The 23,920-nt window shown below is 64.0% G+C and carries 14 protein-coding genes, 2 tRNA genes and 3 rRNA genes; 3 read left to right on the top strand and 16 right to left on the bottom strand.

What is annotated here, in order from left to right; translation table 11 throughout:
- Positions 1 to 92: 92 nt before the first annotated feature.
- Positions 93 to 1,208, top strand: a complete 1,116-nt coding sequence (locus tag WS51_RS29965) for an aromatic ring-hydroxylating oxygenase subunit alpha (RefSeq protein WP_069230327.1) — start codon at positions 93 to 95, stop codon at positions 1,206 to 1,208.
- A gap of 48 nt (positions 1,209 to 1,256) precedes the next feature.
- Here the strand turns inward: WS51_RS29965 and WS51_RS29960 are convergent, their stop codons facing one another.
- From WS51_RS29960 to WS51_RS29925, 8 genes are all read right to left on the bottom strand, one after another.
- Positions 1,257 to 1,646 carry a cytidine deaminase gene (locus WS51_RS29960; RefSeq protein ID WP_059450114.1) on the bottom strand — a complete coding sequence of 130 codons (390 nt, stop codon included), beginning with the start codon at positions 1,644 to 1,646 and terminating at the stop codon, positions 1,257 to 1,259.
- A gap of 125 nt (positions 1,647 to 1,771) precedes the next feature.
- Positions 1,772 to 3,088 (bottom strand): thymidine phosphorylase, encoded by a 1,317-nt coding sequence (gene deoA / locus WS51_RS29955; protein ID WP_059943170.1) that lies wholly within the window; start codon positions 3,086 to 3,088, stop codon positions 1,772 to 1,774.
- 20 nt (positions 3,089 to 3,108) lie between these two features.
- The gene (locus tag WS51_RS29950; protein WP_059450116.1) at positions 3,109 to 4,383 is read right to left on the bottom strand and encodes a NupC/NupG family nucleoside CNT transporter; all 1,275 of its coding nucleotides are present in this window, start codon (positions 4,381 to 4,383) and stop codon (positions 3,109 to 3,111) included.
- A 325-nt stretch (positions 4,384 to 4,708) separates the two neighbouring features.
- Positions 4,709 to 6,166: a dihydropyrimidinase gene (gene hydA, locus WS51_RS29945; protein WP_069230326.1), complete on the bottom strand. Its 1,458-nt coding sequence runs from the start codon at positions 6,164 to 6,166 to the stop codon at positions 4,709 to 4,711.
- Positions 6,167 to 6,212: 46 nt separating this feature from the next.
- Entirely contained in the window at positions 6,213 to 7,721 is a 1,509-nt protein-coding gene (locus WS51_RS29940) for an NCS1 family nucleobase:cation symporter-1 (RefSeq protein ID WP_059771902.1), read from the bottom strand.
- Between the two features lie 99 nt (positions 7,722 to 7,820).
- Positions 7,821 to 9,128, bottom strand: coding sequence for an NAD-dependent dihydropyrimidine dehydrogenase subunit PreA (gene preA / locus WS51_RS29935; protein ID WP_059450119.1), 1,308 nt, complete (start codon positions 9,126 to 9,128; stop codon positions 7,821 to 7,823).
- A 90-nt stretch (positions 9,129 to 9,218) separates the two neighbouring features.
- Positions 9,219 to 10,556 carry an NAD(P)-dependent oxidoreductase gene (locus WS51_RS29930; protein WP_069230325.1) on the bottom strand — a complete coding sequence of 446 codons (1,338 nt, stop codon included), beginning with the start codon at positions 10,554 to 10,556 and terminating at the stop codon, positions 9,219 to 9,221.
- Between the two features lie 130 nt (positions 10,557 to 10,686).
- Positions 10,687 to 11,967 carry a Zn-dependent hydrolase gene (locus WS51_RS29925; RefSeq protein ID WP_069230324.1) on the bottom strand — a complete coding sequence of 427 codons (1,281 nt, stop codon included), beginning with the start codon at positions 11,965 to 11,967 and terminating at the stop codon, positions 10,687 to 10,689.
- A gap of 361 nt (positions 11,968 to 12,328) precedes the next feature.
- Between WS51_RS29925 and WS51_RS29920 the strand changes: the two genes are divergently transcribed.
- The gene (locus WS51_RS29920; protein ID WP_059797886.1) at positions 12,329 to 13,021 is read left to right on the top strand and encodes a TetR/AcrR family transcriptional regulator; all 693 of its coding nucleotides are present in this window, start codon (positions 12,329 to 12,331) and stop codon (positions 13,019 to 13,021) included.
- 111 nt (positions 13,022 to 13,132) lie between these two features.
- Here the strand turns inward: WS51_RS29920 and WS51_RS29915 are convergent, their stop codons facing one another.
- From WS51_RS29915 to WS51_RS29905, 3 genes are read right to left on the bottom strand one after another with little or no spacing between them, the layout of a single operon-like run.
- On the bottom strand, positions 13,133 to 14,323 hold the full coding sequence (locus WS51_RS29915) for an acetyl-CoA C-acetyltransferase (protein WP_069230323.1): 1,191 nt from the start codon (positions 14,321 to 14,323) through the stop codon (positions 13,133 to 13,135).
- Between the two features lie 18 nt (positions 14,324 to 14,341).
- A complete protein-coding gene (locus WS51_RS29910) occupies positions 14,342 to 15,109 on the bottom strand; it encodes a 3-hydroxyacyl-CoA dehydrogenase (RefSeq protein WP_059450132.1) in 768 nt (255 codons plus the stop codon).
- A 20-nt stretch (positions 15,110 to 15,129) separates the two neighbouring features.
- Positions 15,130 to 16,803, bottom strand: coding sequence for an acyl-CoA synthetase (locus WS51_RS29905; protein WP_069230322.1), 1,674 nt, complete (start codon positions 16,801 to 16,803; stop codon positions 15,130 to 15,132).
- Between the two features lie 135 nt (positions 16,804 to 16,938).
- On the opposite strand from WS51_RS29905, the gene WS51_RS29900 reads away from it, so the two are divergent.
- Positions 16,939 to 17,943, top strand: coding sequence for an AraC family transcriptional regulator (locus WS51_RS29900; RefSeq protein ID WP_060025028.1), 1,005 nt, complete (start codon positions 16,939 to 16,941; stop codon positions 17,941 to 17,943).
- Between the two features lie 156 nt (positions 17,944 to 18,099).
- Here the strand turns inward: WS51_RS29900 and rrf are convergent.
- The 5 genes from rrf to WS51_RS29875 form a co-directional block, all read right to left on the bottom strand.
- Positions 18,100 to 18,212, bottom strand: a 5S ribosomal RNA gene (gene rrf, locus WS51_RS29895).
- Between the two features lie 133 nt (positions 18,213 to 18,345).
- Positions 18,346 to 21,226, bottom strand: a 23S ribosomal RNA gene (locus tag WS51_RS29890).
- Positions 21,227 to 21,573: 347 nt separating this feature from the next.
- Positions 21,574 to 21,649: transfer RNA gene (locus tag WS51_RS29885), tRNA-Ala, on the bottom strand.
- A gap of 40 nt (positions 21,650 to 21,689) precedes the next feature.
- Positions 21,690 to 21,766, bottom strand: a tRNA-Ile gene (locus WS51_RS29880).
- A 63-nt stretch (positions 21,767 to 21,829) separates the two neighbouring features.
- Positions 21,830 to 23,362 (bottom strand): 16S ribosomal RNA (locus tag WS51_RS29875).
- Together the 16S, 23S and 5S rRNA genes with 2 tRNA genes alongside form the textbook arrangement of a ribosomal RNA operon.
- Positions 23,363 to 23,920 lie beyond the last annotated feature (558 nt).

The raw sequence follows: 23,920 nt of genomic DNA, 5'->3' as shown, positions 1-23,920 counted from the left end.
TCTGCCATGCGATGCAACTTCGCGTAGACTTCTCCCAAGCCACGCCGCATGTTGCGGCGTCCGGACCACCGTCCAGCCAGGAGGCGTCACGCATGCGCGCAGTGCCTTTGTCTGACAGCGGCACCTTCGAAGAACCGTCCACCGGCGCGGTCGTGCGCGACCTGCGCCGCGTGCCCATCCATCCCGATCACTGGTATCCGCTTGCCTGGTCGCGCGAACTGAAGCGCGGCAAGACGCTCGGCGTGCGCTTCGCCGGCGACCCGATCGTGCTCGTGCGCACCGAATCCGGCGCCGTGCATGCGCTCGAAGATCGTTGCGCGCACCGCCAGGTGCCGTTGCATGCGGGCGTCGTCAGCGGTGAAACGCTGCGCTGCTGCTATCACGGCTGGACCTACGCGTGCGACACCGGCCGCTGCGTCGACGTGCCCTATCTCGGCCGCGAGCGCTTGCCCAACGGCGTGCGCGCCTATCCGTGCCGCGAGGCGCACGGGCTGATCTTCGTGTTCCCCGGCGACGCGACGCTCGCCGACGAACGCCCGTTCCCCGCGCTCGCATCCGCGGACAACCCGGCATTCAAGACGCGCCGCTTCGGCCGCGAGGTCAAGTGCCACTACTCGTTCATGCACGAGAACCTGATGGACATGAACCATCAGTTCCTGCATCGCAAGCAGATGGGGCAGATGCGGGCACGCTCGATCGGCCGGCGCCGCGGCGACGACTGGGTCGAGGTCGATTACACGTTCGCGCGCATGGAAGGCAAGCAGCCGGTCGGCGAGGCGCTCGTGTTCGGCTCGAGCAAGAAGCCCGGCGACCAGGCCAACAAGAGCGTGATGACGGTGCGCACCGGCTACCCGTACCAGACGCTGCAGATCCGTTCGAGCGAAGGCACGCTGGTGATGGATCTGTGGATCGTCTACGTGCCGCTCGACGAACAACAACGCACCAACCGCACGTTCGGGCTGCTGTCGATCCACAAGCCGCGCATTCCGTTCGCGCTCGATCTCGCGTGGCCGCTGCTCGTCTGGTTCACCGAGCGGATCTTCCGCGAGGATCGCTGGATCGTCGAGCGCGAGCAGGAAGCGCACGACCGGCAGGGCGCCGACTGGAACCACGAGGTGTTTCCGGTCATCAACGAACTGCGCGACCTGCTGCGCCAGTGCGGCGCGCGAACGGTGATCCCGATCCGCGACGCGCGCGACGGCGCGTGATACGCGCGGCGTGATACGCGCGGCGTGCGGCGCGCCGAGGCGAGTGCGTTACAGGCTGAATGCGCCCGGCAGCAACGCGCGGGCCGTCGTGACCTCGACGGCCCCTTTCAGGTTGGCCAGGATCACTTCGATGTCGGGCATGCCGATCTCGATGATCACCTGACGGCACGCGCCGCACGGCGCGATCGGGCCGTCCGTGTCGCCGATCACCGCGAGCCGCGCGAAGTCGCCCGGACGATAGCCGGCGGCAATCGCCGCGAACATCGCCGTGCGTTCCGCGCAATTGCACAGTCCGTACGACGCGTTCTCGACGTTGCAGCCGTGAAAAACCGTTCCGTCGCGCGCCTCCAGCGCAGCGCCGACCTTGAAGCGCGAATACGGCGCATATGCGCGCTCGCGCGCCGCCCTGGCCTGTTCGATCAGCTCGTCTCGTTCCATCTCGATGGTGCCTCCAGTGGTGGGCCGGGATGCATCGACGCGACGCACCTCGGCCCGCACGATACTCCCGTCATGTGAAGCAGGCGTCGATACCCGCACGCTCCGCCGCGTCGGCATCGGCGCTGTCAGCCGATCTGCTCGTAGATGGTCGGCGGCGCATCGCCCGTCTCGCCCAGCACGTAGCTTTGCCGTACTTCCTCCACCGCGCGGGCGGCAGCCGCGTCGTCGCGGGCATGTACGTAGCCGAGCGGCTGGCCGGCTTCGACACGCTGGCCGATCTCCGCGAGCGCCGTCAGGCCGACACGGTGGTCGATCGCATCCTCGGCGCGCGTGCGGCCGCCGCCGAGCGCGACGACCGCGAGCCCGAGCGCGCGGCAATCGACCCGCTTCACCACGCCGCTCGCGGGCGACGGAACCGGCACGATCACATCCGCCCGGGCAAGATGACGCGCGGGCGCTTCGATCAGGTCCGCCGGGCCGCCGAGCGCCGCCACCATTCTCGCGAAGCGTTCCGCCGCGCCGCCCGATTCGAGCGACTGCAGCAACATCGTGCGCGCGTCGGCGACATCGCGCGCCAGCCCGCCGGTCACGAGCAACTGCGCCGACAGCGCCATCGTGACGTCGTGCAGGCGCGCCGGTCGCGACTTGCCCGTCAGGTAGTCGATCGCACAGGCCACCTCGAGCGCATTGCCCGCGCACGGCGCGAGCGACTGGTTCATGTCGGTCAGGATCGCGGTCGTCTTCATGCCCGCGCCGTTGCCGACGTCGACGATGCTGCGTGCCAGCTCCGCCGATTTCGCGGCAGTCGGCATGAACGCGCCCGAGCCGACCTTGACGTCCATCACGAGCCCGTCGAGCCCCGCCGCGAGCTTCTTCGACAGGATCGACGCGGTGATCATCGCGACCGACTCGACGGTCGCCGTCACATCGCGAATCGCATAGATGCGCTTGTCGGCCGGCGCGAGCCGCGCGGTCTGCCCGATGATCGCGACACCGACGTCACGCACGGTGCGGCGAAACGTGTCCGTGTCCGGTGTCACGTCGTAGCCGGGGATCGCGCCGAGCTTGTCGAGCGTGCCGCCGGTATGGCCGAGCCCGCGCCCCGAGATCATCGGCACATAGCCGCCGCATGCGGCCACCATCGGCCCGAGCATCAGCGACACGACATCGCCGACGCCGCCCGTCGAATGCTTGTCGATGACCGGTCCGCCGAGATCGAGCGCGCGCCAGTCCAGCACGTCGCCGGAATCGCGCTGCGCGAGCGTCAACGCGACGCGCTCGTCGGTGCTCAGGTCGTTGAAGTACACGGCCATCGCGAACGCCGCCACCTGGCCCTCGGTCACGCTGCCGTCGGTCACGCCGCGCACGAACGCGGCAATCTCGTCGCGATCGAGCGGCTGCCGGTCGCGCTTGCGGCGAATGAACTCTTGCGGCAGAAACATCGTTGCGTCTCCTCGATCGCTCAGTGCAGCGAAAAGAACAGGCCGGCGATCGCCGCGCTCATCAGGTTCGACAAGGTCGCGGCCGTCAGCGCACGCAAGCCGTGCCGCGCGACTTCCGAGCGGCGCTCGGGCGCGACCGCGCTGAAGCCGCCCGCGAGAATGGCGATCGACGAGAAGTTCGCGAAGCCGCACAGCGCGAACGACACGATCGCGAGCGTCTTCGGGTCGAGCACTTGAAGGCCGGCCGCCGCGACGTGCTCGCCGCCCTTCAGATACGGCGACAAGTCACCGTACGCGACGAACTCGTTGAAGATCAATTTCTCGCCGATGAAGTTGCCGGCCAGCGCGGCGTCGTGCCACGGCACGCCGATGATCCACGCGAGCGGTGCGAACAGGTGGCCGATGATGCCCAGCAGCGTCACCTGCGGAAAGCCCGCGAACGCGGCCACGCCGCCGACGATGAGGTTCATCAGCGCGATGAGTCCGACGAACGCGATCAGCATCGCGCCGACGTTGATCGCGATCCGCAGCCCCACCGACGCGCCGGACGCCGCCGCCTCGATCACGTTGGCCGCGCGCTTGTCGTCGAAATCGAGCCCGTCGACCACGACGCGGCTCGGCTCCACGGTCGGAAACAGCAGCTTGCCGAACAACAGCCCGCCCGGCACTGCCATGAACGACGCGGCGAGCAGGTACTCCATCTTCACGCCGAGGCCGGCGTAGCCGACCAGCACCGAGCCCGCGACCGATGCCATGCCGCTCGCCATCACCGTGAAGATCTCGGCGCCCGTCATGTGCCGCACGAACGGCTTCACGAGCGCGGGCATTTCGCTCTGCCCGAGAAAGATCGTTGCGACGGCCGAGCACGCCTCGATGCGGCTCACGCCGAGCACTTTCGCGAGCCCCGCGCCGAGGATCGCGACGATCCACTTCATCACGCCGATGTAGTAGAGCACCGAGATCAGCGCGGTGACGAAGATGATCATCGGCAGCACGCGCAGGCCGAACACGAACCCGCCGTCGCCGAACAACTGGAACATCCGGGCGTCGACGAGCCCGCCGAACACGAACGCGATGCCGTGATTGCCCATGTCGAGCACGCGGTTGACACCGTTCGCGGCGGCCGCCAGCGCCGCGCGGCCGGACGGCACGAACAGTACCAGCGCGCCGATCGCGAACTGCGTGAGCAGCGCGGCGATCAGGGTCCGGCCGCTGACCGCGCGCCGATTGTTCGACAGCAGATAGGCCACCATCAGCAGGAACAGCATACCCAGGAGACTGCGCAGAATATCCACCTCGTACTCCTTGCTCTCTATGTTTATTGGATTGCTCGGCAGGGCGGCCCGGCTCGCCCGTGTCACGCCGTCGGTGGATATTACTCGCCGTCATGCACGACGACAACGCAAACAAAATGGCAAGCGCCATGCGGTTTCGCTGGCGTCGTGGATTTACCAAGTTCTCCTATGTACATGAAGATTGCACGGACGCGACGAGGCTCGACCCGTCCCACATATTGAGCGAATTGACCGGGAGGCCGAGAAGAGGCAGTGACCGTGAGGCATGAACGCGCGCGGGGCGATCCGAACGGGCACGCCCCACGCAATCGACGAAATGCGCGGCTCAGCCCGCGCGTTCGACCGGATGCGGCTCGCGCAGCCGGTTCGCGATGCGCGCGGCCTCGTAGTAGCCGGCCGCGGGCGGCCGCTTCAGATAGCGACCCGCGCCGCGCACCGCACGCAGCTCACCGTCGGCCCAGGCAAGCGCACCGCGCGTCAGCGTATGCGTCGCGACGCCCTGCACCGTCATCCCTTCGAACACGTTGAAGTCGACCTGCTGGTGATGGGTCTTCACCGAGATCGTCTTCGTCGCTGCGGGATCCCACACGACCAGATCGGCATCGGCGCCCACTTGCACGGCCCCCTTGCGCGGATACAGGTTGAAGATCTGCGCGGCGTTGGTCGACGTGATCCGCACGAACTCGTTCGGCGTGATGCGGCCATGATTCACGCCGTGATGCCACAGCACCGACATGCGGTCCTCGACGCCGCCGCAGCCGTTCGGGATCTTCGTGAAGTCCTCGCGGCCCATCGCCTTCTGCGACGCGCAGAACACGCAGTGATCGGTCGCCGTCGTATGCAGCTGCCCCGCCTGCAGCGCGCGCCACAGCGCCTCGCGATGCTCGGCCGAGCGGAACGGCGGGCTCATCACGTGTGCGGCCGCGCGCGTCCAGTCCGGATCGCGATACACCGACTCGTCGATCACCAGGTGTCCCGGCAGCACTTCGCCGAATACGCGCAACCCTTCGCTGCGCGCGCGCGTGATCGCATCGACGGCGTCCTTCGCGGATACGTGCACGATATACACGGGCACGCCGAGCACCTGCGCGATGCGGATCGCGCGGTTCGCGGCCTCGCCCTCCACCTCCGGCGGTCGCGACAACGGATGCGCCTCCGGGCCCGTCATCCCGCGCGCGAGCAGCGCCTGCTGAAGCCGGAACACGAGTTCGCCGTTCTCCGCGTGCACCGTTGGCAACGCGCCGAGTTCGAGCGAACGCGAGAAGCTGTTCACGAGCACCTCGTCGTCGGCCATGATCGCGTTCTTGTACGCCATGAAGTGCTTGAAGCTCGACACGCCGTGCTCGCGCACGAGCGTGCCCATGTCGCGGTGCACCGATTCGTCCCACCACGTGACGGCCACGTGGAAACCGTAGTCGGCCGCGGCCTTCTCTGCCCAGCCGCGCCATTCGTGAAATGCGTCCATCAGCGGCTGCTTCGGGCTGGGAATCACGAAATCGATGATGCTGGTCGTGCCGCCCGACAGCCCGGCGGCCGTGCCCGAGTAGAAGTCGTCGCTCGCCGTCGTGCCCATGAACGGCAGTTCCATGTGCGTATGCGGATCGATGCCGCCCGGCATCACGTACTGGTCGTGCGCGTCGACCACCGTCGCGCCGGCCGGCGCGTCGATCGTCTCCGCGATCTGCAGGATCGTGCCGCCGTCCTGCGGGTCGGCACACAGTACGTCCGCGCGATAGGTGCGGTCCGCATCGACCACGGTGCCGCCGCGAATCAGGATTGCCATTTGCTTGCCTCCTCGTTGACTGTCGGGTGCCGCATGCGCTTGCGCATCACGCGCTCGCGATCTGCGCGCGCTGTCCGGCGCGCCACTTCATCCAGGTACCGTACACGCCGGACGCCAGCACGAGCCCGACGAACCACGCATACGTGTAGAGCGTATTGAAGAACGCCGGCACGTTCGGGAACGACGCCGGAAACGCGGTATGCAGGAAGCCGGGCAGGTTCGGCAGCACGCCGATCGCGAGCGCGGCCAGCGCGGCCGGATTCCACCCGCGTGCGTAGCTGAAGTCGCCACGCTCGTCGAACAGCGCGCGCGTGTCGAGCCGCGTGCCGCGAATCAGGAAGTAGTCGACCATCAGGATGCCCGCGACCGGCCCGAGCAGCGCCGAGTAGCCGACGAGCCAGGTGAAGATGTAGCCGTCCGTCGTCGCAAGGATCTTCCACGGCATCATCACGATCGCGAGCGTCGCGGTGATCAAACCGCCCGTGCGGTACGAGATTGCCTTCGGCCACAGGCTCGAGAAATCGTAAGCAGGACCGACCAGGTTCGCCGCAAGATTGCAGCACATCGTATCGAGCGTGAGAATCACGAGCGCGATGCCGACGCCGATGCCGGTCATCCGGCTCGTCAGATCGATCGGATCCCAGATCGCGTTGCCATAGATCACGACGGTGGCCGACGTCACCACGACCGACACCACCGACAGCAGTGCCATCGGCAGCGGCAGCCCGATCGATTGCCCGATCACCTGGTCGCGCTGCGAATGCGCGAAGCGCGTGAAGTCGGGAATGTTCAGCGCGAGCGTTGCCCAGAAGCCGACCATCGCGGTCAGGCCCGGCCAGAACGTCGCCCAGAAGAGCCCGGCCTTCTTGCCGCCCGCGACGAACTGCGACGGCGCCGACAGCATCGTGCCGAAGCCGCCCGCCTGCGACGTCGCCCACCACACGAGCGCGATGCACATCACGACCTTGATCGGCGCGGACCAGCTCTCGAGCCAGCGGATCGAGTCGGTGCCATGCCAGATGAAGTACAGCTGCAGCGCCCAGAACACGAGGAAGCACGCGAGCTGCCCGAGCGAAATGCCGATGAGCGGCAGCGCGGCGCCGTGCAGCGCGTTACCGGTCAGGATGTTTAGCAACGTGTAGATCGCGCTGCCGCCGAGCCAACTCTGGATGCCGTACCAGCCGCACGCGACGATCGCGCGCAGCATCGCGGGCAGCTTCGCGCCCTGTGTGCCGAACGACGCGCGCACGAGCACTGCATACGGAATTCCATGCTTCGCGCCCGCATGACCGATCAGCAGCATCGGCACGAGCACGATCAGGTTGCCGAGCAACACCGTCAGCACCGCCTGCCAGGGCGACATGCCTTCCTGGATCAACCCGGCCGCGAGCATGTACGACGCGATGTTCATCACCATCCCGACCCACAGCGCCGCGAAGTGATACCAGCGCCATGTGCGCTGCGCCATCGTCGTCGGGGCGAGGTCGTCGTTGTACAGGCTGCCGCCCGGCGCCGCGGCGCTGTCGGGATCGGCGGGAATCGCTGCTGGTTTCATCGGACGCGCTCCACGTAAACGTCAGTGCCGGCATCGCGAGATGCCGGCAGGACAGGACACAAGCAGCAGCGCGAGCGATCCCGCGCCGCCGGCCGTCGGTCAGGCAGCCTTCGCGTGCTTCGCGGGTTCCGCCGGGCTCGCGCCGGCGTCGGCACGCGCCGGGTTGTTCGGATGCGTGGTCCAGTTCGCATAGTCGCCCGCGTCGACCCGCTCCATCGTGATGCATTGCTCGACCGGACACACATGCATGCAAAGATTGCACCCGACGCACTCCGCATCCACCACCTCGAAGTGCCGCACGCCGTCCTTCTCGGCCGTGATCGCCTGGTGCGACGTGTCCTCGCACGCGATATGGCACAACCCGCACTGGATGCAGCGGTCCTGGTCGATGCGCGCCTTGATGTCGTACTTCAGGTTCAGGTATTTCCAGTCGGTCACGTTCGGCACCGCGCGCCCGCGCACGTCGTCGAGCGTCGCGTAGCCCTTCTCGTCCATCCAGTTCGACAGCCCGTCGGCGAGATCCGATACGATCCGGAATCCGTAATGCATCGCGGCGGTGCACACCTGCACGCTTCCGGCGCCGAGCACGATGAACTCGGCCGCGTCACGCCACGACGAAATCCCGCCGATGCCGGAGATCGGCAGGTTCGGCGTTTCCGGGTCACGCGCAATCTCCGCGACCATGTTCAGCGCGATCGGCTTGACCGCCGGCCCGCAGTATCCGCCGTGCGTGCCCTTGCCGTCGACGGTGGGCATCGGCGCCATCTGGTCGAGATCCACCGCGACGATCGAGTTGATCGTGTTGATCAGCGACACGCCGTCCGCGCCGCCCTTGTAAGCGGCGCGCGAGCCCATCCGGATGTCGCTGATGTTCGGCGTGAGCTTCACGAGACACGGCAGCTTCGTGCCTTCCTTGACCCAGCGCGTGACCATCTCGACGTATTCCGGCACCTGCCCGACGGCCGCGCCCATTCCGCGTTCGCTCATCCCGTGCGGGCAACCGAAGTTCAGTTCGACCGCATCGGCGCCCGTATCCTCGACCAGCGGCAGGATCCATTTCCAGTCGCGCTCGTTGCACGGCACCATCAGCGACACGATCAGCGCGCGGTCGGGCCAGTCGCGCTTCACCTGCGCGATCTCTTTCAGGTTCACGTCGAGCGGGCGGTCGGTGATCAGCTCGATGTTGTTCAACCCGGCGATCCGCTGGCCGTTCCACTGCACCGCGCCGTAGCGCGAGCTGACGTTGACGACGTGCGGATCGAGCCCGAGCGTCTTCCAGACGACGCCGCCCCAGCCCGCCTCGAACGCGCGATTGACGTTGTACGCCTTGTCGGTCGGCGGCGCGGAGGCGAGCCAGAACGGATTCGGCGAAGTGATGCCTGCGATGGTGCAGCGAAGGTCGGCCATGTTCGGCTCCGTGAAAAGGGGGCGTTTATCGTGATCCGCGTGGCGCGCGCCATGCACGCGCCGCGCGCGATGCCGTTGCGTATGCCGTGCTCACGCGGCCTTGGCGGCACGCTGCGCGAGCGCCGCGTCGATCGCCGCCGCCGCACGCTTGCCGTCCTGTACGGCCTGCACCGTGAGGTCAATGCCGTCCGTCTCCGCGCAATCGCCGCCGGCCCATACGTCGGGCAATGCCGTGCGTCCGTCCGCGTCGACCGCGATGCGCGAACCGTCCGCGGTCAGCAGCGCGGCGGCGACACCGTCCGGCGCCAGCGTCTGGCCGATCGCCTTCAGCACCATGTCGGCGTCGATGGTGAAACGCTCGCCCGACGCGGCCTCGAATTCGACGCCCGTCACGTGCCCGTCCGCACCCGCGATGCGCACCGGCTTCGCGTGCGTGATGAGCGTGACGCCGCTCTTTTGCGCGAATTCGCGTTCGGCCCAGGTCGCGCTCATCGCGTCCACGCCACGGCGATACACCATCGTCACGCGCTCCGCGCCGAGCTTGCGGCTTTGCACCGATGCGTCGATCGCCGTGTTGCCGCCGCCGATCACGACCACCCGCCGCCCGACCGGCACGTTCTCCAGAGCGTCGGCCTGCCGCACCTGCTCGATGAAGTCGACCGCGTCCATCACGCCGGTCAATTGCTCGCCGTCGATCGCGAGCGTGCGCACGCCGCCGAGGCCGATCGCGAGAAACACCGCGTCATGCTGTTCGCGCAGCGCATCGAGCGTCACGTCGCGGCCGAGCGCGACGCCCGTTTCCAGCGCGATGCCGCCGACCGACAACAGCCACGCCACTTCGCGCTGCGCGAAATCGTCGACCGTCTTGTACGCAGCGATCCCGTATTCGTTCAGGCCGCCCGCCTTCGGCCGCGCATCGAACAGCGTGACGCGATGCCCGGCGAGCGCGAGCCGGTGTGCGCAGGCCAGCCCGGCCGGCCCTGCGCCGACCACCGCGACATGCCGCCCCGTGTCGGGTGCGCGCGTGAATCGCACGGCGCCGCTCGCCATCGCCCAGTCGGTCGCATGCCGCTGCAGCGCGCCGATCGCGACCGGCTGCGCGTCCTGATGATTGCGCACGCACGCGCCTTCGCAGAGGATCTCGGTCGGACACACGCGTGCGCACATTCCGCCGAGCGGATTCGCGGACAGGATGTCGGTCGCGGCACCTTTCAGATTGCCGTTGCCGATCTTGCGGATGAAGCCCGGAATGTCGATTTGCGTCGGGCAGGCCTGCACGCACGGTGCGTCGTAGCAGTAGTGGCAGCGGCTGGCGGCGGCCGCGGCGGCAGTCGGATCGAGCAGCGGCGCGATATCGGCGAATTCGCACGAGAGTTGCGTGGACGACAGGCGATGCGCGGCGATATCGCCGGTTGGCTTGGTGGTCATACGCGTTCCTTCGACTGAGTGGAGACAAAGCCGTCCCCGCCGCCTGCGAATGCGCAGTCGGGGCGGTCATGCATCAGGAGTGCTACGGTTACGCGATGCGCAGCCTGCCGGCCGCGCTATACCCGATCCATCATGAAGCCGGCTCGCATGCGCGCGACAGCATCGCGTGCAGCAGCACGTTCGCGCCGGCCTCGATCCATGCAGGCGTCGCGTCCTCGATCTCGTTGTGACTGATGCCGTCGACGCAGGGCACGAACACCATCGACGTCGGTGCGACCTGCGCCAGGTAACACGCGTCATGACCCGCGCCCGACACGATGTCGCGATGCGAGTAACCGAAGCGATCGGCCGCGTCGCGCACGGCCGCGACGCAGGCCGGATCGAATGCGACGGGCTTGTAGTAGAAAATCTGCTCGAGCGCGGTTTCGAGCCCGATCTCGCCCGCGATGCGCGCGACGCCATCGCGCAGCGCGGCGTCCATCTTCGCGAGCACGGCGTCGTCTGGGTGACGGAAATCCACGGTGAAGAACACGCGCCCCGGAATCACGTTGCGCGAGTTCGGGTGAACCTGCATCATCCCGACCGTCGCGCAGCCGAACGGCGCGTGATCGAGGCCGATCCGGTTCACGAGATCGACCACGCGCGATGCGCCGAGCAGCGCGTCGCGGCGTCGCGGCATCGGCGTCGGCCCCGCATGTGCTTCCTGGCCCGTGAACGTGATCTCGTACCAGCGCTGCCCCTGCGCGTCGGTCACGACGCCGATCGTCTTGCACTCCGCCTCGAGAATCGGCCCCTGCTCGATATGCAGTTCGAACGCCGCATGCAGCTTGCGGCCACCGCACGGCACGTCGCCCGCGTAGCCGATACGCGCGAGTTCCTCGCCGATCGTCTTGCCGTCGACGTCCTTGCGCGACAGCCCGTACTCGAGCGGGAACACGCCCGCGAACACACCCGACGCGACCATCGCCGGCGCGAAACGCGACCCTTCCTCGTTGGTCCAGATCACGACCTCGACCGGATGTTCGGTCTCGATGCCGTGATCGTTCAGACTCCGAATCACTTCGAGGCCGCCCAGCACGCCGTAGATGCCGTCGAAGCGGCCGCCGGTCGGCTGCGAATCGGCGTGCGATCCGGTGACGACCGGCGCCGCGTCGGGCACGCGCCCCGCGCGACGCATGAACACGTTGCCCATCGTATCGACCGTGACCGTGCAGCCGGCGGCGTTCGCCCAGCCGACGATCAAGTCGCGTCCGGCCTTGTCGAGATCGGTCAGCGCGAGGCGGCAGACGCCGCCCTTCGGCGTCGCGCCGATCTTCGCGACCTCCATCAGGCTGTCCCACAACCGCCTGCCGTCGACCTTGATCGACGTGTCGAATGCTGCCCGCTTCGCTGTTTCCGATACCGCGTCCATTCGTATCGCTCCTGTGGGTCGGTCATGCCGTCGTTCCGGTCGGCGCCGGTGCGCGCATTGCCGCTGTCGGGGCAAACCCGCACCGGCGAGGTGCAGAGGCGCATCGTTCGCGCGATTCGCCCGGTCGCTCGGCGGATTGCCGGCACTGCATTCCGTCGATCGTCAAATCCTGTCCGATTGGACAGGTTTTAGACGATCAAAATGCACAGCGCAATGCCTTTCTTGCGTGAATCGAAGGAGCGAGAAACGTGCCACCGCATCGCAGCATCGCGCGCGACGATTTGTGGGGGCACGTGCGTTCGACGCGAACCAGCGGCTAGAATGAAGCGCAACGCGGCATGCGAGCCGCGCGAGGGTGACGATGAGACATGACGAAGCGGCCGCCGAAGCCACCAGCGACGACGAAACCAACACGCCTTTGCGGCGACGCAAGGCGCACATCCGCGAGTCCAACGAGGCGCATCTGCTGGCCTGTGCGGAAGCCGTATTCGCGGAGCGCGGGCTCGACGGCGCAAGCACCGCAATGATCGCCGAACGTGCGGGCCTGCCGAAAGCGAACCTGCATTACTACTTCCCGACGAAGCTTGCGCTGTACCGTCGCGTGCTCGACGACCTGTTCGAAGACTGGCACCGCGCGGCCGGCTCGTTCGAGGCCGGCGACGATCCGGTCGAGGCGATCGGCGGCTACGTGCGCGCGAAGATGGATCTGTCGCGGCGGCGCCCGCTCGGCTCGAAGGTCTGGGCCAACGAGATCATCCACGGTGCCGCGCACATGCAGGACATCCTGTCGGAGCGCGTGAAGCCCTGGTTCGACACGCGCGTGACGGTAATCGAAGGCTGGATCGCGCGCGGGCTGCTCGCCCCGATCGATGCGCACGCGTTGATGTACCTGATCTGGGCGACCACCCAGCACTACGCGGATTTCGATGCGCAGATCCGCGCGCTGAGCGGCAAGCGTGCGTTCACGCAGAAGGCGTTCGCGGAGAAGACCGAGCAGGTCGTGCAGCTCGTGATCCGCGCGTGCGGGGCGGTGTCGCCGGGAGGGAGCGCGTAACGCGATCGTGCGCCCCGGGAAAGTGAAACGGGCGACGTGCACGAAGGCCGCCGCCCGCATCGCGATACGGCATGCGTGCCGTATCGCGCATGATGCGTCGATACGCTAGCGTTACGCGACGCGCTCGATCGCGATCGCCGTCGCCTCGCCGCCGCCGATGCACAGCGACGCGACGCCGCGCTTCAGCCCGTGTGTTTCGAGCGCGGCCAGCAGCGTCACCATCACGCGTGCGCCCGATGCACCGATCGGATGGCCCAGCGCGCATGCACCGCCGTGCACGTTGACCTTGTCGTGCGACAGGTCGAGATCGCGCATCGCGGCCATCGCCACCACTGCGAAAGCCTCGTTGATCTCGAACAGGTCAACGTCGCGCAGGTTCCAGCCGGTTTTCTCCGACAGCTTGCGGATCGCGCCGATCGGCGCCGTGGCGAACAGGCCGGGCTTGTTCGCGTAGGTCGAGTGCCCGACGATCACCGCCTTCGGCGCGAGGCCGAGCCGGTCCGCTTCCGAGCGACGCATCATCACGAGCGCGGCCGCGCCGTCCGAAATCGACGACGAATTGGCCGCCGTCACCGTACCGCCTTCGCGGAAAGCCGGCTTGAGCGTCGGAATCTTGTCGAGCTTCGCCTTGCCCGGCTGCTCGTCGATCGACACGACGGCTTCCGTCTTGCCGGCCTTCACGGTCACCGGCGCGATCTCCGACACGAAGCGCCCTTCCGCGATCGCGCGTTGTGCGCGCGTCAGCGATGCGATCGCGAACGCATCCTGCTCGTCACGCGTGAACTGGTAAGCCTGCGCGCAATCCTCCGCGAACGTGCCCATCAGCCGGCCCTTGTCATATGCGTCCTCGAGCCCGTCGAGGAACATGTGGTCGAGCACCTGGCCATGCCCCATGCGCATCCCGGCACGCGCTTTCGGCAGCAGATACGGCGCATTCGTCATGCTCTCCATCCCGCCCGCGACCGCCACGTCGGCCGATCCTGCCAGCAGCAGGTCGTGCGCGAACATCGCGGCCTTCATCCCCGAGCCGCACATCTTGTTGACCGTGGTCGCGCCCGTCGCCAGCGGCAAGCCGGCCTTCAGCGCAGCCTGCCGCGCCGGCGCCTGTCCCTGGCCGGCCGGCAGCACACAGCCGAACACGATTTCATCGATGCGCTCGGCCGGCACCCGCGCGCTTTCGAGCGCCGCGCGAATCGCCACCGCGCCGAGCTCGCTCGCACTGGCCGCGGCCAGGTCGCCCTGAAAACCACCCATCGGCGTGCGAGCAGCGCCGACGATTACGATCGGATCCTGTGTCGTCATGATTGCATTCCTCCAGTGTCAGCGCGGTGCCATTCGCAGCGCGCCATCGAGACGGATGACTTCGCCGTTCAGCATCGTATTCTCGGCGATGTGGCGCACCAGCGCCGCGAATTCCTCCGGGCGGCCGAGCCGCGGCGGAAACGGTACGCTCTTGCCGAGCGCGTCCTGCACGTCCTGCGGCATGCCGGCCATCATCGGCGTCGCGAAGATGCCCGGCGCGATCGTCACCACGCGAATACCGAATCGCGCGAGCTCGCGCGCGATCGGCAGCGTCATACCGACCACGCCGCTCTTCGATGCCGCATACGCGGCCTGCCCGATCTGGCCGTCGAACGCCGCGACCGATGCGGTATTGACGATCACACCGCGCTCGCCTTCCGCGTCGGCGTCCTGCTTCGACATCGCTTCCGCAGCCAGCCGGATCATGTTGAACGTGCCGACCAGATTGATCGACACCGCCCGCGCGAAGCGATCGAGCGAATGCGGGCCTTCGCGGCCGACGACCTTCTCGCCCGGTGCGACGCCCGCACAATTCACGAGCGCGTCGATGCGGCCGAACGCGTCGCGCGCGGCGGCAACGGCGGCCTGTCCGTCGGCTTCGCTCGTCACGTCGGTCTTCACAAAGCGCGCAGCCGCGCCCAGCTCGTGCGCGAGGTTCGCACCGGCGTCTTCATTCACGTCCAGCAGCACGGCCTTGCCGCCTTCCGCGACCACCATGCGCGCCACCGCCGCACCGAGGCCCGAACCGGCGCCCGTAATCAGAAAAACGCGATCGTTGATTTTCATTCGCAGTCCGTATTCAGTATTCAGGATTGAGCGGTCTTCTCGGCTTCCAGCTTGCGCAGCACGAAGCGCTGGATCTTGCCGCTCGGGGTTTTCGGCAGCGCGTCGACGAAGTCGATCGCGCGAGGATAGGCGTGTGCCGACAGCCGCCGCTTCACATGCTGGCTCAGTTCGTCGGCCAGCGCCGGTGTGCCGTCGAAGCCTTTGGACAGCACGACGAACGCCTTGACGATTTCCGTGCGCTCCGGGTCGGGCACGCCGATCACCGCGGCCTCGCTGACGGCCGGATGCTCGATCAGCGCGCTTTCCACGTCGAACGGACCGATCCGGTAGCCGGACGACGTGATCACGTCGTCCGCGCGGCCGATAAAGCTTACGGTGCCGTCCGGCTCGAGCTCGACGTTGTCGCCCGTCCGGTAATAGCCGCCCGCGATCGCCGGCGTGTCTTGCTGCCAGTAACCGTGGAACCACAGCAACGGCGAGCGCGCGATGTCGATCGCGAGGATCCCGGGCTCGCCGGGGCCAAGCTCGCGGCCGGCTTCGTCGAGCACCGCGACGCGATAGCCGGGCATCGCCAAGCCCGCCGAACCGGCATGGACGACGTGCGTGAGCCCGTGATGATTGTTCACGACCATCCCGAGTTCGGTCTGGCCGTAGTGATCGTAGATCGGCGCGCCGAGTGCCGCGTGGAACCAGCGCACGACTTCCGGATTCAGCGGTTCGCCCGCGCTGCTGACGACCCGCAGTTGCCCTTTCAGGCGCGCGGCCGCTTCGGTGCCGGCCGCCATCAGCATCCGGTACGCGGTCGGCGAGCCCGCCAGGCTCGTGATGCCGAGCCGTTCGATCACGTCGTAGGTGCTGTCGACCGTGAAGCTGCCCTCGTATAACGTCGTCGCATGGCCGAGCAGCAGCGGGCCCGTAATCGCGTAATAAAGGCCGTATGCCCAGCCCGGATCGGCGATGTTCCAGAAGCGATCGCTGGCGCGCAGGTCCACCGCGTCGCGCATGTACGCGCCGAACGCGAGCAGCGCACGCAGCGGCACCGGCACGCCCTTTGGCAAACCGGTCGTGCCCGACGTCGACATCATCATGAACAGGTCGGTGCCCTTGCGCGGGACCGGTTCGAATACGTCGGACTGCGCGTCGAGTGCCGCGCGGAAATCGATGTCGCCTGACGGCAACGCGTCGCCCGACTCGCGAACCGTCGCGACACGCGGGCATTCGACGACATCGTCGAGCTTCGCGCGGTTTGCAGTGTTCGTGACGACCAGCCGCGCATTGCTCATGCGCAACCGGTGCTCGATCGCCTTCGGGCCGAACGCGGTGAAGAGCGGCTGATAGATGGCGCCCACGCGCCACGTGCCGAGAATCGTCGCGACAAGTTCTGGCGTGCGGGGCAACAGGCCAGCCACCACGTCGCCCGGCTTCACGCCCTGCTCGGCCAGCAGATTCGCGACCCGCGCGGAGAGCGCCTGCATCTGCGCGAACGTGAAGCTGCGATGCTGGCCGCCCGCGCCGATCCAGTCCAGCGCGATCGCGTCCGGGTTCGCCGCCGCATGCCGGTCGCAGCATTCGACGCAGGCATTCAGGCCCTGCTCCAGATCGCCGTAAAGTGTTGCGGCGGCGGTCTCGATACGAAATCCGGCCACGGCGTCGGCGTAGGCCGGCACCACCCGGGCGGTTGCTCCATCACGCATGCGTGTCTCCTGTTCGTTATGCCCGCCGGCGAACCGGGGTATATCGATGATGGTAGACAGCCGTCACATTGCAATCAATGACAAACAGAATCTAGAATCGTGATCGCTTTTGCCATGTCTGGAGGACATGAAAAAATGGGGCCGCAGATGATTTCATCGGATTTCGTCGAGGATGCGCTCGAGAGTTTGCGCAGGCGGCGGATTCCGACGGAGCCCGTCCTGCGCATTGCCGGCCTGCCGGCTGCCGTGCGCGAGCCCGTCACGCCACAGCAGTACGGGCGACTGTGGCTGGCGATCGCCAACGCGATCGACGATGAATTCTTCGGACTCGCGGCGCGCCCGATGCGGCGCGGCAGCTTCACACTGCTGTGTCATGCGGTCCTGCACGCGGGCACGCTCGAGAAGGCGCTGCGGCGAGCGCTGCAGTTTCTGCGCGTGGTGCTCGACGAACCGCGCGGCGAGCTCGTGGTCGCCGACGGTCAAGCACAGATCGTCCTCACGCAGACAGGCGCACCGTATTCGGCGTTCGCTTACCGGACGTTCTGGTTGATCCTGCTCGGCGTCGCCTGCTGGCTGATCGGCCGACGCATTCCGTTGCAGCGCATCGATTTCGCGTGCCCGAGCCCGGACCAGCGCAGCGACTACCATCAGTTCTTCGGTGTGCCCGTCCATTTCGACCGCCCGGACAGCCGGCTCGCATTCAACGCCGCATACCTCGCGCTGCCGACGATCCGCTCCGCGCAGGCCCTGAAAACCTTCCTGCGCGGCGCGCCCGGCAACCTGCTCGTGCGCTATCGGCACGACACCGGCTGGGTTGCGAAGACGCGCGCGCATCTGAAAGCGCAGCCGGCCGCCGAATGGCCGGACTTCGACACGCTGGCCGTGCGCCTCGGCACGACGCCCGCGACGCTGCGACGACGCCTGCGCAGCGAGGGGCAGAGCTTTGCTTCGATCAAGGACGAGCTACGAGGCGCGCTGGCCCAGTCGCTGCTGCGCGGAGATACGCTCAGCGTCGCGGAAATCGCGGTAGAACTCGGTTTTACCGAGCCCAGCGCGTTTCATCGCGCGTTCCGGAAATGGACAGGAACGAGCCCAGGCGCGTTTCGGCGGGATGTCAATGCGGCGCAGGCGGAGCATTGAATTGCAGTGCGGGGGCACGCGCGGCCGAAACCGGAGTAGCCACGATCGAATAGCCGTGGTGCCGGAGTGCGAGAGCCGTCGCGGTCCGCTTGCCGATTTTGACGCTTCAAATGCAAAAACCCCCGCCTGTTTGGGCGGGGGTTTCTGGCTTAGGGAGCCTGACGATTACCTACTTTCACACGGGAATCCGCACTATCATCGGCGTAGAGTCGTTTCACGGTCCTGTTCGGGATGGGAAGGGGTGGGACCGACTCGCTATGGTCATCAGGCAAAGGGGGTTGTCCTGCTGGCATGGCCAACAGAACCAATCTTGGAAGAAGCAGTAATCTTGAGTTGTGTGTATCACACACGAGAATCCAACTTGTCCGACGCGCTCATCTTGGCGCGAGACAGACTTGTTATAGGATCAAGCCTTACGGGCAATTAGTATCGGTTAGCTGAACGCATTACTGCGCTTACACACCCGACCTATCAACGTCCTGGTCTCGAACGACCCTTCAAGGGGATCTAGTCCCCGGGGATATCTCATCTTAAGGCGAGTTTCCCGCTTAGATGCTTTCAGCGGTTATCTCTTCCGAACATAGCTACCCGGCGATGCCACTGGCGTGACAACCGGTACACCAGAGGTTCGTCCACTCCGGTCCTCTCGTACTAGGAGCAGCCCCCTTCAAATATCCAACGCCCACGGCAGATAGGGACCAAACTGTCTCACGACGTTTTAAACCCAGCTCACGTACCTCTTTAAATGGCGAACAGCCATACCCTTGGGACCGGCTACAGCCCCAGGATGAGATGAGCCGACATCGAGGTGCCAAACACCGCCGTCGATATGAACTCTTGGGCGGTATCAGCCTGTTATCCCCAGAGTACCTTTTATCCGTTGAGCGATGGCCCTTCCATACAGAACCACCGGATCACTATGACCTGCTTTCGCACCTGCTCGACTTGTCGGTCTCGCAGTTAAGCACGCTTATGCCATTGCACTATCAGCACGATTTCCGACCGTACCTAGCGTACCTTCGTACTCCTCCGTTACGCTTTGGGAGGAGACCGCCCCAGTCAAACTGCCTACCATGCACTGTCCCCGACCCGGATCACGGGCCAAGGTTAGAACCTCAAACAAACCAGGGTGGTATTTCAAGGACGGCTCCACCGAAACTAGCGTTCCGGTTTCATAGCCTCCCACCTATCCTACACAGATCGGTTCAAAGTCCAATGCAAAGCTACAGTAAAGGTTCATGGGGTCTTTCCGTCTAGCCGCGGGTAGATTGCATCATCACAAACACTTCAACTTCGCTGAGTCTCGGGAGGAGACAGTGTGGCCATCGTTACGCCATTCGTGCAGGTCGGAACTTACCCGACAAGGAATTTCGCTACCTTAGGACCGTTATAGTTACGGCCGCCGTTTACCGGGACTTCAATCAAGAGCTTGCACCCCATCATTTAATCTTCCGGCACCGGGCAGGCGTCACACCCTATACGTCCACTTTCGTGTTTGCAGAGTGCTGTGTTTTTATTAAACAGTCGCAGCCACCAGTTTATTGCAACCCCTTCACCCTCCTGGCGCAGGCCAGTCAAGCTACAAGGGCGTACCTTATCCCGAAGTTACGGTACCAATTTGCCGAGTTCCTTCTCCCGAGTTCTCTCAAGCGCCTTAGAATACTCATCTCGCCCACCTGTGTCGGTTTGCGGTACGGTCATCGTTAGACTGAAGCTTAGAGGCTTTTCTTGGAACCACTTCCAATTGCTTCGCTCCCGAAGGAGCTCGCGCCACACCCTTGAATTACGCGCCCGGATTTGCCTAAGCGCCTTCTCCAATGCAGCGACCGGGACTTCCAACACCCGGACAACCTTCCGCGATCCGTCCCCCCATCGCATCTAACAATGGTGCAGGAATATTGACCTGCTTCCCATCAGCTACGCATTTCTGCCTCGCCTTAGGGGCCGACTCACCCTACGCCGATGAACGTTGCGTAGGAAACCTTGGGCTTACGGCGAGGGGGCCTTTCACCCCCTTTATCGCTACTCATGTCAGCATTCGCACTTCCGATACCTCCAGCACCCTTTACAAGGCACCTTCGCAGGCTTACGGAACGCTCTCCTACCATGCGTGCAAGCACGCATCCGCAGCTTCGGTATATAGCTTAGCCCCGTTACATCTTCCGCGCAGGACGACTCGATCAGTGAGCTATTACGCTTTCTTTAAAGGGTGGCTGCTTCTAAGCCAACCTCCTGACTGTTTTAGCCTTCCCACTTCGTTTCCCACTTAGCTATATTTGGGGACCTTAGCTGGCGGTCTGGGTTGTTTCCCTCTTGACACCGGACGTTAGCACCCGATGTCTGTCTCCCGTGATTGCACTCTTCGGTATTCGGAGTTTGCTATGGCGGGGTAATCTGCAATAGACCCCCCAACCATGACAGTGCTCTACCCCCGAAGGTGAGACACGAGGCACTACCTAAATAGTTTTCGGAGAGAACCAGCTATTTCCAGGTTTGTTTAGCCTTTCACCCCTATCCACAGCTCATCCCCTAACTTTTCAACGTTAGTGGGTTCGGACCTCCAGTACGTGTTACCGCACCTTCATCCTGGCCATGGATAGATCACCTGGTTTCGGGTCTACGCCCAGCAACTGAACGCCCTATTCGGACTCGCTTTCGCTACGCCTGCCCTATACGGTTAAGCTTGCTACTGAACGTAAGTCGCTGACCCATTATACAAAAGGTACGCCGTCACCCCTTACGAGGCTCCGACTGTTTGTATGCATGCGGTTTCAGGATCTATTTCACTCCCCTCCCGGGGTTCTTTTCGCCTTTCCCTCACGGTACTGGTTCACTATCGGTCGATCACGAGTATTTAGCCTTGGAGGATGGTCCCCCCATCTTCAGACAGGATTTCACGTGTCCCGCCCTACTTGTCGCACACCTAGTTCTTTCATACTGTTTTCGCCTACAGGGCTATCACCTGCTATGGCCGCACTTTCCAGAGCGTTCGGCTAACAATACAAATAAAGAGTGCAAGGCTCATCCCATTTCGCTCGCCACTACTTTGGGAATCTCGGTTGATTTCTTTTCCTGCGGTTACTTAGATGTTTCAGTTCACCGCGTTCGCTTCGCATGGCCTATGTATTCAGCCATGGATACTCCATACGGAGTGGGTTTCCCCATTCGGACATCCCCGGATCAAAGCTTGTTTGCCAGCTCCCCGGGGCTTTTCGCAGGCTACCGCGTCCTTCATCGCCTGTGATCGCCAAGGCATCCACCACATGCACTTGTTCGCTTGACCCTATAACGAGTCTGTCTCTTCGACAGTCGCTACAGGTTGAGTTCTCGCGTTGTGCCGTATTCCAATTGAGTCGAACAATGAAGTTCGAATCATCTTGAGATACATCGATACAATCACAACCCGGATAGTTTCCACGTCCATCTCAAGACGCTTCCGCTATCCAAATTACTTACTTCTTCCAGATTGTTAAAGAACGACAGCCGATACTTTCGTACCGCTCTGACTGGCTCAATCGCCAATGGGTAAGATTCGATTCGTTCTCTCGAACCCAATCAAACATTATCCATTGGGGCTCCCTTCGGGAGTGAGATGCTCGTAAGCGCTAAAGCGCTAACGATCATCGCAATTGGTGGAGGCAGACGGGATCGAACCGACGACCCCCTGCTTGCAAAGCAGGTGCTCTCCCAGCTGAGCTATGCCCCCATTGAGTACAGATACCCTCAGGTGTACTACCGCCAGACAATGGTGGGTCTGGTTGGATTCGAACCAACGACCCCCGCCTTATCAAGACGGTGCTCTAACCGACTGAGCTACAGACCCCTGAGTCTGTCTTTAATTTACAGCCGATAAGCGTGAGCGCTCAACTTTGCGAGATAGCTCTGGAAAGGAGGTGATCCAGCCGCACCTTCCGATACGGCTACCTTGTTACGACTTCACCCCAGTCATGAATCCTACCGTGGTGACCGTCCTCCTTGCGGTTAGACTAGCCACTTCTGGTAAAACCCACTCCCATGGTGTGACGGGCGGTGTGTACAAGACCCGGGAACGTATTCACCGCGGCATGCTGATCCGCGATTACTAGCGATTCCAGCTTCATGCACTCGAGTTGCAGAGTGCAATCCGGACTACGATCGGTTTTCTGGGATTAGCTCCCCCTCGCGGGTTGGCAACCCTCTGTTCCGACCATTGTATGACGTGTGAAGCCCTACCCATAAGGGCCATGAGGACTTGACGTCATCCCCACCTTCCTCCGGTTTGTCACCGGCAGTCTCCTTAGAGTGCTCTTGCGTAGCAACTAAGGACAAGGGTTGCGCTCGTTGCGGGACTTAACCCAACATCTCACGACACGAGCTGACGACAGCCATGCAGCACCTGTGCGCCGGTTCTCTTTCGAGCACTCCCGCCTCTCAGCAGGATTCCGGCCATGTCAAGGGTAGGTAAGGTTTTTCGCGTTGCATCGAATTAATCCACATCATCCACCGCTTGTGCGGGTCCCCGTCAATTCCTTTGAGTTTTAATCTTGCGACCGTACTCCCCAGGCGGTCAACTTCACGCGTTAGCTACGTTACTAAGGAAATGAATCCCCAACAACTAGTTGACATCGTTTAGGGCGTGGACTACCAGGGTATCTAATCCTGTTTGCTCCCCACGCTTTCGTGCATGAGCGTCAGTATTGGCCCAGGGGGCTGCCTTCGCCATCGGTATTCCTCCACATCTCTACGCATTTCACTGCTACACGTGGAATTCTACCCCCCTCTGCCATACTCTAGCCTGCCAGTCACCAATGCAGTTCCCAGGTTGAGCCCGGGGATTTCACATCGGTCTTAGCAAACCGCCTGCGCACGCTTTACGCCCAGTAATTCCGATTAACGCTTGCACCCTACGTATTACCGCGGCTGCTGGCACGTAGTTAGCCGGTGCTTATTCTTCCGGTACCGTCATCCCCCGGCCATATTAGGACCAAGGATTTCTTTCCGGACAAAAGTGCTTTACAACCCGAAGGCCTTCTTCACACACGCGGCATTGCTGGATCAGGCTTTCGCCCATTGTCCAAAATTCCCCACTGCTGCCTCCCGTAGGAGTCTGGGCCGTGTCTCAGTCCCAGTGTGGCTGGTCGTCCTCTCAGACCAGCTACTGATCGTCGCCTTGGTAGGCCTTTACCCCACCAACTAGCTAATCAGCCATCGGCCAACCCTATAGCGCGAGGCCCGAAGGTCCCCCGCTTTCATCCGTAGATCGTATGCGGTATTAATCCGGCTTTCGCCGGGCTATCCCCCACTACAGGACATGTTCCGATGTATTACTCACCCGTTCGCCACTCGCCACCAGGTGCAAGCACCCGTGCTGCCGTTCGACTTGCATGTGTAAGGCATGCCGCCAGCGTTCAATCTGAGCCAGGATCAAACTCTTCAGTTCAAACCTGTTACTGTTTTCGGTTCTTTCGAACCGGTCGCTCACTCAAAGCTGACAGGAATATGAATCACTTCATAAACCTGACTTACTTTAGTGTGAGACTCTTGATACTTTTGCTATCTGATCCGAGGATCAGCTCGCTACCATCAAGCGCCCACACTTATCGGCTGTTAATTTTTAAAGAGCATTTCTGCGGGAAACCTGGAGTTTCTCAGCAGCGCTGCGTTTTCAGCAGCAGAGAAGCGAGATTATGAACCGCGTTTCTCGGTTCGTCAACAACTTTTTGAACTGCTTCGTTGCGACGACCGGGGTTCAACTTCGTGTGCGTCGGGGGTTCTACAGCCAGCCCAACCGCACCGCTTCCCTTCTTCCTCCGCGCCGCGTTGCCGTTAGCGCGAAAGAGGCGTGATTCTATGCACCCGCCCCCGTCTCCGCAAGCCCTTTGTGAAAATATTTTGAAAAGCCCCCCGTGCGCTGCCGCGCACGGGGGCTTCGGGCTCGGCGCGCTCCACACCGCCTGCAGCGCGAGGCACCCGCGACGAATCCGAGACGAGTCCTTCT

Source organism: Burkholderia territorii (genome assembly GCF_001718335.1).
Classification (GTDB): Bacteria; Pseudomonadota; Gammaproteobacteria; order Burkholderiales; family Burkholderiaceae; genus Burkholderia; species Burkholderia territorii.
Note: the sequence above shows the minus strand (reverse complement) of the source record. Positions and strands in the feature narration are given on the sequence as shown.